17 protein-coding genes are annotated in these 13300 nt (G+C 57.0%); 3 read left to right on the top strand and 14 right to left on the bottom strand.

Going from position 1 to position 13300, the window contains the following annotated elements; all coding sequences use genetic code 11:
- The first annotated feature begins 127 nt into the window (after positions 1–127).
- Positions 128–745 (top strand): LysE family translocator, encoded by a 618-nt coding sequence (locus DV711_RS08730; protein ID WP_114695289.1) that lies wholly within the window; start codon positions 128–130, stop codon positions 743–745.
- 28 nt (positions 746–773) lie between these two features.
- On the opposite strand, the gene DV711_RS08725 is transcribed toward DV711_RS08730, so the two are convergent.
- The 9 genes from DV711_RS08725 to DV711_RS08685 form a co-directional block, all read right to left on the bottom strand.
- Positions 774–1223, bottom strand: coding sequence for a YcgN family cysteine cluster protein (locus DV711_RS08725; protein WP_114695288.1), 450 nt, complete (start codon positions 1221–1223; stop codon positions 774–776).
- 19 nt (positions 1224–1242) lie between these two features.
- On the bottom strand, positions 1243–1530 hold the full coding sequence (locus DV711_RS08720) for a YcgL domain-containing protein (RefSeq protein ID WP_114695287.1): 288 nt from the start codon (positions 1528–1530) through the stop codon (positions 1243–1245).
- On the bottom strand, positions 1527–2729 hold the full coding sequence (gene rnd, locus DV711_RS08715; RefSeq protein WP_114695286.1) for a ribonuclease D: 1203 nt from the start codon (positions 2727–2729) through the stop codon (positions 1527–1529). The genes DV711_RS08720 and rnd overlap by 4 nt, the downstream gene beginning before the upstream one ends.
- Entirely contained in the window at positions 2726–3322 is a 597-nt protein-coding gene (gene recR / locus DV711_RS08710; protein ID WP_114695285.1) for a recombination mediator RecR, read from the bottom strand. The genes rnd and recR overlap by 4 nt, the downstream gene beginning before the upstream one ends.
- Positions 3323–3340: 18 nt before the next feature.
- Positions 3341–3664, bottom strand: a complete 324-nt coding sequence (locus DV711_RS08705; protein WP_114695680.1) for a YbaB/EbfC family nucleoid-associated protein — start codon at positions 3662–3664, stop codon at positions 3341–3343.
- Positions 3665–3708: 44 nt separating this feature from the next.
- Positions 3709–5808, bottom strand: coding sequence for a DNA polymerase III subunit gamma/tau (gene dnaX, locus DV711_RS08700; RefSeq protein ID WP_114695284.1), 2100 nt, complete (start codon positions 5806–5808; stop codon positions 3709–3711).
- Between the two features lie 147 nt (positions 5809–5955).
- Positions 5956–6534, bottom strand: a complete 579-nt coding sequence (locus tag DV711_RS08695) for a hypothetical protein (RefSeq protein ID WP_114695283.1) — start codon at positions 6532–6534, stop codon at positions 5956–5958.
- 234 nt (positions 6535–6768) lie between these two features.
- On the bottom strand, positions 6769–7086 hold the full coding sequence (locus DV711_RS08690; protein ID WP_165840047.1) for an SCP2 sterol-binding domain-containing protein: 318 nt from the start codon (positions 7084–7086) through the stop codon (positions 6769–6771).
- 164 nt (positions 7087–7250) lie between these two features.
- Entirely contained in the window at positions 7251–7679 is a 429-nt protein-coding gene (locus tag DV711_RS08685; RefSeq protein WP_243633770.1) for a YbaN family protein, read from the bottom strand.
- Positions 7680–8402: 723 nt separating this feature from the next.
- On the opposite strand from DV711_RS08685, the gene thpR reads away from it, so the two are divergent.
- Complete coding sequence (gene thpR / locus DV711_RS08680) at positions 8403–8924, top strand: RNA 2',3'-cyclic phosphodiesterase (protein ID WP_114695281.1); 522 nt, start codon at positions 8403–8405, stop codon at positions 8922–8924.
- A gap of 44 nt (positions 8925–8968) precedes the next feature.
- On the opposite strand, the gene DV711_RS08675 is transcribed toward thpR, so the two are convergent.
- From DV711_RS08675 to cobU, 5 genes are all read right to left on the bottom strand, one after another.
- On the bottom strand, positions 8969–9190 hold the full coding sequence (locus tag DV711_RS08675) for an H-NS family histone-like protein (RefSeq protein ID WP_114695280.1): 222 nt from the start codon (positions 9188–9190) through the stop codon (positions 8969–8971).
- Positions 9191–9470: 280 nt separating this feature from the next.
- Entirely contained in the window at positions 9471–10250 is a 780-nt protein-coding gene (locus DV711_RS08670) for an adenosylcobinamide-GDP ribazoletransferase (RefSeq protein WP_114695279.1), read from the bottom strand.
- Positions 10243–10911, bottom strand: coding sequence for a histidine phosphatase family protein (locus DV711_RS08665; RefSeq protein ID WP_133297428.1), 669 nt, complete (start codon positions 10909–10911; stop codon positions 10243–10245). The genes DV711_RS08670 and DV711_RS08665 overlap by 8 nt, the downstream gene beginning before the upstream one ends.
- Positions 10912–10926: 15 nt before the next feature.
- The gene (cobT, locus tag DV711_RS08660) at positions 10927–11988 is read right to left on the bottom strand and encodes a nicotinate-nucleotide--dimethylbenzimidazole phosphoribosyltransferase (RefSeq protein ID WP_207802585.1); all 1062 of its coding nucleotides are present in this window, start codon (positions 11986–11988) and stop codon (positions 10927–10929) included.
- Positions 11989–12038: 50 nt separating this feature from the next.
- Positions 12039–12578 (bottom strand): bifunctional adenosylcobinamide kinase/adenosylcobinamide-phosphate guanylyltransferase, encoded by a 540-nt coding sequence (gene cobU / locus DV711_RS08655; protein ID WP_114695277.1) that lies wholly within the window; start codon positions 12576–12578, stop codon positions 12039–12041.
- Positions 12579–12810: 232 nt separating this feature from the next.
- Here cobU and DV711_RS08650 point away from each other — a divergent pair, with 232 nt between their 5' ends.
- Complete coding sequence (locus tag DV711_RS08650) at positions 12811–13293, top strand: Z-ring associated ZapG family protein (RefSeq protein WP_165840046.1); 483 nt, start codon at positions 12811–12813, stop codon at positions 13291–13293.
- Positions 13294–13300: the final 7 nt, after the last annotated feature.

Here is a 13300-nt window from a genome sequence, read left to right as displayed (position 1 = left end):
GCCGGAGTCTCGCTGCTCAAGGAATTCACTTTGTTGCCAGCTATCTTAGTGGTAGCTTAAGAGCCTGCGGATATACTCCAGCGGGCTCGACCATCAACTCTCAGCATCTTTAATCCGGCCACACTCCATGACTCCTGAAAGCGCCTTTACCTTCTTCTTGGCTATTCTGATCTTTGCCGTCACACCGGGCCCAGGGGTCTTTGCTCTGCTGGCACGGGCACTGGTGTTTGGCCGAAACAGCTGCTGGATGCTGGCGCTGGGGATGACCATCAGCGACATCCTTTACTTGATCGCCGCCTGCTTCGGCCTGGCTGCCATCGCCCAGAACTGGGGCGAAGCCTTTACCCTGATCCGCGTAGTCGGCGCGATCTATCTTTGCTACCTGGGTTGGAAAATGTGGAATGCGCCACTGGATCTGGAGAACATAGAGCACAAACAAACCCGCAAAGGCCACCTACTCAGTTTTACCCAGGGGTTTCTGATCTCCGCCTCCAACCCCAAGGTAATCCTGTTCTATATCGCCTTCCTGCCGACGTTTATGGATCTGGGCAGTCTCAGCGGCGCTGATATTCTGCTGGCTAGCGTACTAACGCTGCTGGGTTTGATGATCGGATTAATGCTGATCGCCCAGTTTGCCGATACCGCACGCCAATGGTTTCGCTCCGAAGCAGCGGTGAAACGCCTGAACCGCAGCGCCGGTTCGATTATGGTCGCTGCCGGGGCTTATCTAATGTCACGCCACTAGGTCAGACGGAGATAAACTGCTCTGAAAACTAGAGTTCGGCTCCATCCAACACGTAGTCGAACCACTCGTCATCACGAACCCGGGCCTCGCTGACCGCCCAACGGATCACCGAAACCTCGGCATCGACCACCGTTTGTGGATCACCGCTGATCAGCGGGTGCCAATCGGGTAACGACTGCCCTTCCGCCAATAGTCGATAAGCGCAGGTGCGCGGCAGCCAGTGGTAATTATCCGAGGCTAGTTCGCGAACATTCAGACACTCGGGTACCGCCTTGAAACGCCGCCCATAGGAACGGCAACGAGCGCAGTCTAGATCCAGCTCTCGACAAGCGATCGCGGTAAACAGCAGCTCCTCGGTATCCTCATCTTCGATCTTGTGCAGACAGCATTTACCACAGCCGTCACACAGAGATTCCCACTCCTCGGGGCTGAGCTGCTCCAGCGTCTTGCGCTGCCAGAAAGGCTGAAAAGCGACCATCGGTGATCAGTTACCCAGATCAGTACTTGGCTTCGGTCGGGGCCCGATAGAGATCGAGCATATACTCTTCTTTGGGAGGCGGCATCTGCAGGTAGTAACCCGGATCGCGCAGGGCCGACAGCAACTTCGGGGCTTCGACCCGAGCCAGCTTCTTACCCGGAGTGACCAGCAGCGTCATCGCTTCCTGGGGCTTACCGAACATCTCCAGCAGCGCTTCCGGGACCCGAGCTAAGCCCTCCTTCTTATCAACATAGAGATACATGTCGGGCTTCTTCGGGCTTTTGTAGACGGAACAGATTACTTTCATGCCTGGGTCTCGTTGGATGTCTCGCTATTGTTCTCATTCAGCAGCGCCTGCAGGGCGTTGCCGATTACCTGTTGGCGCCAGCCCTGCAAACCGGCGGGCAGGACCGCCTCGCCAGTGTCGAGCTGGCTGCGTACCAGCGCCTCCATGTCTTTGCGCTTCACCATCAGCTCAGGTGCAATATCCAGCACCTCGGCACGCTCATTGACCAGCGCCTTGAGCTGTTTCAATTGTGCACCACAGCGGCTCGGAAGCGGCCGCTCCGGCGCAGGGATCCGAGCCTGATCATCCCGCTCAAGCCCCTGTTTGACCAGTTCAAGCAGGGTTTTGCCATCCTTGGACAGCGTGCGACCACGAATTCGCTCCACCTTGGACAGCGCCCCCATCGAACCGGGCAACCGGGTCGCAATCGACTGCAGACTGCTGTTATGAAGCACGAAGTTGCGCGGCATATCCCGTTCTCGGGCCTCACGCTCGCGCCAGCCGGACAGGGTGTAAAGCACCGACAGCTGCTCCTGGCGCAGCTTCCAAGCCTGCTTAAATCTTAGGTAGTAGTTATCCATCTGCGGCGGGGCTAAGGCCTCAGCGGCCGCATATCCGCACTCTTCCAACACCCAGTCAAACTTTGATTCAGCCTCCAACCGGGGTAGCAGTCGCTGATAGATCAACTCCAGAAAGACCACATCCTCAGCAGCATAATGGCATTGTGACTCGGTCAGGGGTCTTTGCAGCCAGTCAGAACGGGTCTCCTGCTTATCCACTTCCAGCCCAAACAGCGTGCTGAGCAGACGCTGGTAGCCCACCGACAACCCCAGTCCCAGAAAAGCACAGGCAGTCTGGGTATCGAACAGCGGTTTCGGCACGGCACCGAAACTGTGAACGAACAGCTCCAGATCCTCGCTACCGGCGTGTACCAGCTTGAGTACCGCCTCATCATTAAGCAACTCGATCAGCGGTGAGAAATTAGTAATCGACTGGGGGTCGATCAAAAAGGCCTGCCCCTCACTGCCCACCTGAATCAGACCGGGAATCGGATAAAAGGTATCGGTGCGCTGGAATTCGGTATCGATGGCGACCCGATCCTGTTGGCGCCACTGACGGCATAAGTCAGCCAGCCGTGCATCGGTATCGACCCACTCGGCATTGTCGATCGCCTGTCGGCAGGCCTGCAGCTGGTCTTCTTCCAGAGGTTGATTGATCACAGGGCTTTACGTCCATTGAATGCGTGGGTCAGGGTGCTGCCGTCGACATATTCGAGCTCGCCACCCAAGGGGACTCCATGGGCGATCCGGGTGACATTGAGACCCATGGGCCGCACCTGCTCGACGATATAGTGCGCTGTGGCTTCACCTTCGACCGTAGGATTGGTGGCGATGATGAGTTCCTCGACCTCCGACTCCTGCAACCGCTCCAGCAGTTGCGGAATACCGATATCGTCCGGCCCCAGTCCATCCAGCGGCGATAGATGCCCCTGCAGCACGAAATAGCGTCCACGAAAGCTACCGCTCTGTTCGATGGCGACCACATCCGCCGGACTTTCGACCACACAAAGTAACTGTGGATCACGACTATGACTGGCGCAAATGCCACACAACGGCTGCTCGGTCAGATTACGGCATTGCGCGCAGTGTCCGACATCGGCCATCGCCTGCTGCAGAGCCTCAGCCAGCAACCGGCCTCCCTGTCGATCCCGCTCCAGCAGTTGAAACGCCATCCGCTGAGCGGATTTGGCGCCCACCCCTGGCAGGCAGCGCAACGCGGTGATCAGCTGATCAATCAGTGGGCTGTAACTCATAAGACTGTCGACACCGAATTAGAACGGCATCTTGAAACCCGGAGGCATCATGCCGCCGGTGATGCTGGCCATTTTTTCCTGGCTGGTGCTTTCCACCTTGCGCACCGCATCGTTAACGGCGGCGGCGAGCAGATCTTCCAGAATCTCTTTGTCTTCCTCCATCAGGCTGTCATCGATCGAAACCTGACGAACGTCGTGGCGACCATTCATCACCACCTTGATCAATCCCGCTCCGGACTCACCAGTCACCTCAGCATTGGCAATCTCTTCCTGGGCCTGCTGCATCTTTTCCTGCATCTGCTGGGCCTGCTTCATCAGATTGCCCATTCCACCTTTCATGATCTTCTCCTCATTAATTGATTGTTCTGTGCTGGCCGCGACTTGTCTCAAGCTTGCTCGGCATCGATGGGACGCACCGAAGCCAAGTCGATCCGGGCATCGAAGGCCGCCACAATCGCCCGCACATTGGCATCGGTTTCTATCGACCTGACCGCTTCAGCCTGGCGCTCTTCTCGTTTGCGCTGTCGGAATCCGGCCGGGGTTTCGGCTTCACTACTGCCTTCGACCACCTCAACCTGTTGCGGTTGCCCCAAAAAGTCCGATAACGCCTTGGCTAAACGCTGTTGATGGGTATCGTTGAACAGGTGCCGGCGATCGTTGGCCAGGCAAAAACGCCAGCGCCCCTGCTGCTCATCGTCGAGCCAGGCGTTTGCGGCAATATTATACGTCATCCCGCTAAGGCCGATCTGATCGATCACCTCCACCCAACGTCGAGCCAGATCTCCACCACGAACATCCAATTCCTGGACGGGATGTGGTTGAGCGGTAGTGACGACGCTATCACTGGCTTCAGAAGGTGGCTCTGGCGCCTGATCGACCGGCATCGCTGTTGACGACTCTGCTGATGATTCCCTGTCGGAGCTGAAGGTTGCCGATGCCACCTCGGTGTCAGCCTGAGCAACCGGCGATCCAGCCAGGGGCGATTGCGGCTGAGGATTTGGAGTAGACGGCGCCGGCTCGTCGGAAGATTCCCAGGGTGGGCGGGATACGGATTCCGACTCTGAGGCGGTCGGCGCCTCAGGCTTTTTTGACTCACCCCCGGCCAGCATCGGCGTAGGCTCCCCCCAGGGGGGCGGATCGTGCGGTTCAGCCACCGGTGGCTGTCTATCAGCAGCCGGCTCGGGAACGACCTGCGACTCAACGGGAGCCTGGGCGGGCGCACTTGACACCCGATCATGTTCAGGCTCGATTGTTGCTGACGGGGGCACAACGGGCGGTTGCTGGGATTGTTGCCCAGCCGCCGAAGCATTCGCCTGAGCAGCAGCAGGCTCGGATTCAATCGGCTCGGGCTTGCTCGCCAATTGCGGGACGTCTCCCTGAGGCAGCGCCAGCTCACCAGCGGCGACCGGCCGGAATGCCAGCATCCGCAGCAACGTCATCTCCAAGCCTTCTCGCGCCACCGGGACATGGGGCAGATCACGTCGACCGTTAACTCCGATCTGGTAGAACAGTTGCACATCTTCGGCGCGCAGCGACTGGGCCAGCGCTAGGATCGCGTCCCGATCGCCCTGGCTGTTATCGACCGCCTGGGGCAACATCTGGGCGATACCGATCCGGTGCAACAAGCTCAGCAGCTCAGCCAAGATGGCATCGCTGTCGGCACCCAACTCGCTGATCTGGCGCACCAGATCCAGTACCCCCTGTGCCGATCCTTGGGCCAACTGCTGCAGCAGCCCCAGCACCTGATGCTGATCGACGGTTCCGAGCATCGCCCGAACATCGGCTTCGCGCAGCTCACCACTGCCGTAGGCGATACCCTGATCGGTCAGACTCATGGCATCCCGCATGCTGCCATTGGCACCACGGGCCAGCAGCCACAAGGCTTGCTCTTCGAAGCGGATCTGTTCGGCCCGCAATACCTGCTGCAGGTGGGCGACGATCTTCTCCGGCACCATGTTCTTGAGATTGAACTGCAGACAGCGTGACAAAATGGTCACCGGCAGCTTCTGCGGATCGGTCGTCGCCAGCAGGAACTTGATATGGGGCGGTGGTTCTTCCAGGGTTTTCAGCAGGGCATTGAAGCTGTGGGTCGACAGCATATGCACTTCGTCGATCAGGTAGACCTTATAACGTCCCCGAGTCGGTGCGTACTGGACGTTCTCCATCAGCTCGCGGGTATCTTCAACCTTGGTCCGCGATGCCGCATCCACCTCGATCAGATCAACGAAGCGCCCTTCACTGATCTCACGGCAGGGTGAACACTGGCCACAGGGTTTGGAGCTGACCCCGTGCTCGCAATTGAGCGACTTGGCAAACAGGCGGGCGATTGAGGTTTTACCGACCCCTCGGGTACCGGTAAACAGGTAGGCATGGTGAAGACGATCACTGTCTAGCGCGTTAACCAGAGCTTGTAAAACATGCTCCTGCCCCACCATTCCTTCAAAGGTGGAGGGGCGCCATTTTCGCGCCAGAACCTGATAACTCATAGATTGATCGATCCGCCAGATACCGCAAATTCAAGCCGTCTGCACGGCTTTCAACAAGGTCTCTATGCTATCGGGAAGGGGGCACGAAAACCAGCGAACGAGTCCACGACAGGACAGAAAATCCGCCCTGCCGAGACATTCTTTGGATCAGCTGGCGGCGTTCTGCAGCAGCACCTTGACCGCACTGAGCAGATCCTTGCTGTCAATCCCGTTAACGGTCATATTGATAGCCGCATGGGGACTGGCTGTTTTATCCTCGATGATCTTAACCGTAACCTGAGCCTGGCCCTTGCGGATCACGAACTCGTCGGCATCGTCGGCGGCACCATCGCCCCCGTTGGCCTGACACAATCGAGAAAGTTGCTTACCCAACTCCTGATTATTCAACACCTTCAGGGTCTGACGTTCGCGGGTCAGGTACTCTTTGCCCAGGTCCGTGATCATATCGAACAGGGTACGCAGATTCCCCGTGGCCGAATTCATCTCTTCCGGCGTCGACTCCCACGAATGCCCCGGCGGGTGACTGATGCGAATCGCGGTGGCGACACCGGTAGTGGGTGCCATCTCCACTTCCACAAACAGCGTCAGGGTGTACTGCAGTGCCGAACCGGATTTGAACGGTATCTGTATCGTGCGACTGCAGATCCCCGACGGTAGGATGGTGATATCGGAGTACTTGCCGCGCAAGATCTGATCAAGCTGTTTGATGGCTTCTTCTGGTGACATTGAGTTATCCCTCGCAGTGGGTGAGCAGCCTAAGGCTTGCCACAACGCCCACCTTTTGAATCAAGCTGTTAACTAGCGTAGCCAAGATAGCTTGATGCGCAACCCAAAGCGTTGCGCCAAGACAATAAAACGTCCGTTTGGACCAGGATCCTGTCGATAAGCCGACTCAAGCTGGGGATCCGCGCTCTTATCGACAGCAGAGCGCCGACACATTGATCGGTCGTGAGTCGCGACTTATCCGGCCGGAAACAGCTTTGCCAACCGGGTCGCCAGGCTCATATCACCGGAGACTTTCAACTTGCCGAACATAAACGCCTTCATCCCATCGAGTTCACCCCGCCCCAACTTCTGCAGGGTATCGAACTTCATCTTTAGGGTGACGCAGGGGGCACCATGTTCACCGCGATCGAGTACGCAGCGCTGGTCACTGACCGTCAGATAATAACTCTCTCCCTCAGCCAGTCGGTACTGAATGACAGCATCGAGATCGACCGCAGCCTGTGGCTGAAAGCGCGCTACCATCGCCTCGAAAAACTGATCAACCTGGTTCATCGACATACCTCCAATTGGTTTTTGTTGTTAACGGGGGGAGGCATAGCTTGGATGATCGACTCGGCAACAGCGAGGGTTGATCCGCTCAAGTTTATTGACAAAAACGATCAGGCCGGAAAACACCGAAACAGCGGTTCTAACTACGTTTAAAGGCGCCGCAGCTATCAGGCCGAGTCAGCCGAATCGGCCTGAGGCCTGAGTTCAGGCTTGGAAGAGGGATTGGAATCTTGTCGCGGCCGGGAGGGCCGACTCCAGATATAGACTAACGCGATCACGGCCACCCCCAGCATACTGGCATCGATACCCCAGTGCAGTGGTTTGAAAAAAACCGGATAGCTGATCATCAACAGCATCATGGTGCTAGAAATCCACTTTACTTTGAGAGGAATTACGCCATGGGCTTCCCAATCCCTGATGATCGGGCCGAACAGGCGATGCCCCACCAGCATCTGATGAAAGCGACGGGAACTGCGCGAAAAACAGTAAGCCGCCAGAATGATAAAAGGTGTCGTCGGCAGCAGCGGCAGCAACACGCCAATAAGGCCTAACAGCAAACAGACCCAGCCCATGCCGAAAAACAGCGCTTTACGCAATGGCGTCACTCCTTCAAGTCTCGATCCAAATGTTCATATAGCGATTCTTTCCCGGCAATGGCTCTACCGGGTTGATCGAGCAACCATATTAACAGCTCTCTTCTAGCCTAGTCCGACCGAACACTAACGAGCAATCAAAGTTAACGATATCAACGCGATTAGCGGTAGCAACCAACACGCCGCTGTCTGCTGTCAAAAAAAAACGCACCTAGAGGTGCGTTAAAAAGAGATGGTAATAGGTCACCAGGCCGCTGTTGCTTTGACTGGCAAAGCCGTGACGGTTAGTGGTGTAGAACAGAAGCGACTATACAGCTAATGCGATTGCTTATCAACTACTCATGCTAATAAATATCATTACATGGAATATGCAGAACAAACAGGCTATCAAAGCTCGATTGCGATAAACGAGCAGGATCAAGGAAACCTATTGAGCGGGATAAAAAAAACGCACCCGAAGGTGCGTTAAGAGATGAGTGTGACCGTTCGGGGGGGTACCTGCCGATTCTATTGATGACCAATCAGCTGAGCCGGCATCCGCCAGATCGGTTGCCCGATCCTTTGGTAGGTACCCCAGGAGCCCTGAACAAGGCCAGATTAATTCAAGTGATAATCGTTATCAATAGCTTTTGCGAAAATATCTCAATTTAATTCCCTATACTAAATCGGTCACTGCACCGGCTCGACCCCCCCCCAAAAGTCCAGGCTATCGGATAAACTGACACTATGCGCCTGTTTACCGCCATCGAGCCCCCTGTCCAGCTGCTGCCGCAACTTACCAAACTGTGTCAGGGAGTACCGAGCATACGCTGGAGCGATCCTAATCAGCTCCATCTGACTCTGGTATTTATCGGAGAGGTACCCGACACACAGCTGAAACCGATCTCAGAAGCCCTGGGACAGATTGAGTTTGCAACCTTTGAGCTGCGCTGCCGCCGAATCGGGCTCTTTCGCTCAGGCTCTCTGTGGCTGGGCGTCGAGCCTTGCCAACCGTTACAGCAACTGCAGCAGAAACAACAACGGATCTTACAACGCTTTCCGTCAATCCGGATCCGATCGCGACGCTTTTTGCCCCACTGGACCCTGGGGCGCTTCCGCCGACAGCAGCGACCGGATCTGAGCAGTTATATCGAAAGGAATCAGGATCTGGACATCAACATCCCGGTGGATCGTTATATCCTCAAGTCCAGCCGGCTGCTTGAGCAAGGCGCGCAACATCGCAGCGAGTACGAATATCTCGCTGAATAGCTGGGTTTGCTGCGGTAGACCGCGAGGGCCTTTAGCTGGAGTACTTAGAGCGCTTTTTGAAACTCATCCCAACTGATCCCCGCTTTTGCCATCAAGCCACGCATCTGTTTCAGATTGCGATCGCCAATCCGTTGGTTTTGATTGTCGTGTCGTTCTTGGATCAGTCCTTCGATCCATTGCTGGGCGGTGATTAGTTGGTCGGAGGTCAATTGCTTGGAGGCTTCGCGCAACAACTCAATATCGGTTAAATCAATTTTGGACTGCATGGAAATAGTCTAGAACAAACTGCATTGACTGGCGGCTATTTTAGCTTCGAAAATAAAAATAAGCATTAGCAAAACTGCGAATAAGTCAGCTTGCTTTTCAGCGCCTTCAGCTGGCGCAACCCATCAGGCCCAGTACCGCTCAATCGTGAGCCCGAAGGGAGATGGCCAGACACTGATAATTCAGCATCACATCGATAGCCAAGGACGAAACCGCCAACGACAGCCGGTGCTTCGAAACGCTCGACGGCAGCTACTATTAGCCCCTGATACTCAACCCCAGCTACGCTGGCAGTGCGATCAGAATGCCGATCAATGCCGCGGCTTCGCTCAGCTCCACCAGCGCACCAGCCGTATCGCCGGTCGTGCCCCCCAATCGCTGCTGCATCAATCGACGCAAGCCTACGAACAATAACAGGGCGCAAGCCAGGGCCATCAGCGCCGGCCAGCCGGACAGCGGTAGTAGGATAGCCAGCAGCACCAGCAGTAGTCGTGCCTGTCGACGGTTAAACTGCTCCGCCAAAATCGTACCCAAGCCCTGGGGGCGGACATAATCGGTGGTTAAGAACAGCAACAACAACAGCGCCCGTCCAATCAATGGCACCACCAGCAACCAGGCGGAATCCAAGTGCAACAGCTGTACCAGAGCACCGAACTTAACCAGCAACAACATCACCAGCAACATCACCGCCGCCGGCCCGCAGGTGGGGTCTTTCATCAGCCTTAGGGTCCGCTCCCGATCGCCAAAGCCTCCCACCCAGGCGTCGGCGCTATCGGCCAAACCATCCAGATGCAGTCCTCCGGTGATCAGACACCAGGCACTCAGTAGCAGAGCCGCCTGCAGCCAGACTTGATCCGGCAGCAGCCACTGCAGTAGCAGCTGCCCTCCCCATAACAGGGCACCAAGCAACAGCCCCACCAACGGATACCAAAGCAGCGAACGCCCAACCACCGCATCGGCAACTCGTCCCGGTTCCGGCACCGGTAAGCGGGTCAAAAACTGTAACGCCACCAATGGTGGCAATACATGCTGCGGCAAGGGTTTATCGGGGGTTTCAGTCATAATCGGATAACAGCGCTCGGCGGTTAAAGAAGATCAATTGGGCATGGTATCCGTGCTCGCTAAGGCCCTCGTTATCTGGATAGAGTTCGACCCGGCTCAACGAGGCGTAATCAAGACTCAACTGCTGAGCGCTGGCGCCTGGTAACCCCAGCAGCATACAGATGATCGCGCGAACCACCCCACCGTGGGTAACGCAGAGCAGACGCCGCTCCGAACCCTCTTCAACCTTAGCAAGCCAACCCTGCATAAGCGCCTGCAACCGCTGTCGCAACGCCTGCAGGCTCTCACCGTCGGGAGGTGGATTTCGATCCGGGTCCTGCCAAAAAGCCATCACCTGCTGCAGTTGCTGTTGCCAAACCTGCTCCAGCGGCAAGCCCTCCCACTGGCCGAAATCCAGCTCACGAAGATCCGGCTCCACCACCAGCGGTAACTGCAGTTGCCGGGCAAAACTTGCCGCTGGAACCGAACAGCGCTGCAACGGTGAACACAGGATCTGCTGCCAGCCAGGACCAGCCTGCGATGAAGATTCAACCATCGCGGCAATGGCCGACTCCATCTGCGCCAGCCCCGAGCTAGACAAGGGGGAATCCGTCCGCCCCCGATAGATGGCACCATCATCACAGCGTCCATGTCGAAGCAGATCGATAATCAGACGAGCCATCACCACCACCCGAGGTTAAATCAGATTCTCACTGACCGAGGCTTCGGCAAAGGTTGCCATCTCCGATTGCAGCCGGCAGGCTGATTGCAGCAACGGCACACAAACGGCCGCGCCACTCCCCTCTCCCAGTCGCATGCCTAAATCCAGCAGCGGCTCGGCGGCCATCGCCTGTTGCATCAATCGATGCCCTGGCTCGGCCGAGTTATGGGAAAACAGCAGCCAAGGGCGCAGATCCGGATTAATCCTGACGGCGACCAAAGCCGCGCTGGTAGTGATAAAGCCGTCCACCAACACCGGCAAGCCGCGCTGGGCACAGCCAAGATAAGCCCCGCAAAGTGCCGCTATCTCCAGCCCACCCAGGTGCTGCAAAATCGCCAACGGAGAATCCAACTGCGGCTGGTGCAAAGCCAGGGCCCGATCTATCACTGCGGCTTTACGATCAATACCAGCACGATCGATTCCGGTTCCCGGCCCCACCAAGCTCTGTGCCGGTTGCTGCAATAAAGCGGCCGCCAGTGCTGTAGCGGCGGTGGTGTTAGCGATGCCCATCTCACCACCGATAAACAGATGCGTCCCCTGCTCGGCGGCCTCAGCCGCAGCTTGACGACCAAGTTCCAGCGCCGCCTGCAGCTGCAATGGCGTCATCGCCGATTCACGACAGAAGTTGGCACTGCCGGCGGCAACACGAGCATCCTCGACCTGCGGCAACGGCTCCAACTCGGTCAAGGTCCCAGCATTGACGACCTTGAAATCCGCGTTGAGTTGACGGGCCAGCACCGTGATGGCGGCACCACCACGGGAAAAATTACGAACCATCTCGGTGGTCACTTCCTGCGGGAACGCCGAAACCCCCTCTTCCGCCACGCCATGGTCGGCAGCGAAGACGCGAATAGAAACCTTATCCAACGAGGGTTTGAGTTGCTCCTGAGCCGCGGCAAACAGGGCTCCCAGCTGCTCCAGTCTGCCCAGTGATCCCGGTGGTTTGGTCAATTGATCCTGATACGCCAACGCTTCGGCGTGAAGCTCTGAATTCAAGGGTTGGATCGGTTGGTACAGCCACTCTAGGGAATCACTCACTCGGTTCTCCTCAGAACACAACAGACGAAAAAGACAATAACGAATCGTTGTTACGGATCAAGCGCCAGCACCGTGCCGGCCGGCTTTAATACATGGGGCAGCCCGGCAACGGTCAACACGACTCGGTCACTCTGGGCGGCCAGGCGCTGATGCAGCAGCCCCAGCTCATCCTGAAAATGGCGGCTCAACTCGCCCATCGGCGTGATCCCCATCCCCACTTCGTTGGAGACCAGTATCACCTCACCGGGCAGTTGCGGCAGCGTTTGCAACAGCGCATCGACCTCGCGTCGTAACACACCGTGTTGCTCAAGGCAGATCAGATTACTTAGCCACAACGTCAGACAATCCACCAGCAACAGTTTCAGCTCTCCGGCTTGCTGCTGCAGGCACTGCGCCAACGCCACCGGCTCTTCCACCAGCCCCCAGTGTTCGGGACGACGTTCTCGATGCAGGCCGATTCGGCTCTCCATCTCCGCATCCCCCACGGTGGCAGTGGCGATATAGACGACCTCTCGCCCCGACTGCATCGCCAGACGCTCGGCCAGCTGGCTTTTTCCGGAACGGGCCCCACCCAAAATCAGCTGTTTCATTGCCCTTCACCTCTTTGTCTGTCGACGCCCTGCGTCTGAAACAACCATCAACGCAGGCCACAGCTCTCGAGCCGGCTTGGTTAAATTCGATGCTGTTACGAGCCGCAAAAAAGCCGCGACTATAGCAATTGCCTCTGTGCCGCAGCAAACCGACTCCCGCCCTTTGTCATCATCCGCAAATTGAAGTATCTTCGGCCCTTCAAGCCCGCGCAACATCGGAGGAATCACCGCAGTGGAATCAGCCACCCAAACCGTCCTACTGGTCGGCTTTTCAACGTTGGTCATCGGTTTAATTTTCGGCCTACTTATCGGTCGGAGCAACCTCGGCTCCCGCAGCAAAGGGGCGTTGATTGAAGAACTCAACGAAGCACGCCGAGAGCTGGAAGCCTACAAGCTGGATGTAGCCACCCGATTTACCCAAACGGCTGAGCTGGTCAATAAACTGACCGATAGCTATCGCGATGTGCACCAGCACCTGTCTAACAGCGCCCGCGAGCTCTGCAACGATGATCAGTTACTGGTCAGCCTGGAGCACCGCGCCGAACCCAGCACCGAGGAAGAGCCGGTAGCCGAGCCAACCACCACTTCTACCAGTCAGGTCGAGCCCCCCAGGGACTACGCCCCGAAAACCGACCCCGACGACGAAGGCACCCTATCGGAGGAGTACGGGTTGAAAAAGGCCGAGGAAGTACAGGAACCATCCCGGATGGCTTGACCAAGCC

The organism is Motiliproteus coralliicola (genome assembly GCF_003345655.1).
Classification (GTDB): domain Bacteria; phylum Pseudomonadota; class Gammaproteobacteria; order Pseudomonadales; family Balneatricaceae; genus Motiliproteus; species Motiliproteus coralliicola.
This window is presented reverse-complemented; position numbering and strand designations above follow the sequence as displayed.

Bases quoted from the DNA above. Each gene is read 5' to 3' on its own strand.
- DV711_RS08730 (WP_114695289.1), top strand. From the start codon at position 128: ATGACTCCTGAAAGCGCCTTTACCTTCTTCTTGGCTATTCTGATCTTT.
- DV711_RS08725 (WP_114695288.1), bottom strand. From the start codon at position 1,223: ATGGTCGCTTTTCAGCCTTTCTGGCAGCGCAAGACGCTGGAGCAGCTC.
- DV711_RS08720 (WP_114695287.1), bottom strand. From the start codon at position 1,530: ATGAAAGTAATCTGTTCCGTCTACAAAAGCCCGAAGAAGCCCGACATG.
- recR (WP_114695285.1), bottom strand. From the start codon at position 3,322: ATGAGTTACAGCCCACTGATTGATCAGCTGATCACCGCGTTGCGCTGC.
- dnaX (WP_114695284.1), bottom strand. From the start codon at position 5,808: ATGAGTTATCAGGTTCTGGCGCGAAAATGGCGCCCCTCCACCTTTGAA.
- DV711_RS08695 (WP_114695283.1), bottom strand. From the start codon at position 6,534: ATGTCACCAGAAGAAGCCATCAAACAGCTTGATCAGATCTTGCGCGGC.
- DV711_RS08690 (WP_165840047.1), bottom strand. From the start codon at position 7,086: ATGAACCAGGTTGATCAGTTTTTCGAGGCGATGGTAGCGCGCTTTCAG.
- thpR (WP_114695281.1), top strand. From the start codon at position 8,403: ATGCGCCTGTTTACCGCCATCGAGCCCCCTGTCCAGCTGCTGCCGCAA.
- DV711_RS08675 (WP_114695280.1), bottom strand. From the start codon at position 9,190: ATGCAGTCCAAAATTGATTTAACCGATATTGAGTTGTTGCGCGAAGCC.
- DV711_RS08670 (WP_114695279.1), bottom strand. From the start codon at position 10,250: ATGACTGAAACCCCCGATAAACCCTTGCCGCAGCATGTATTGCCACCA.
- DV711_RS08665 (WP_133297428.1), bottom strand. From the start codon at position 10,911: ATGGCTCGTCTGATTATCGATCTGCTTCGACATGGACGCTGTGATGAT.
- cobU (WP_114695277.1), bottom strand. From the start codon at position 12,578: ATGAAACAGCTGATTTTGGGTGGGGCCCGTTCCGGAAAAAGCCAGCTG.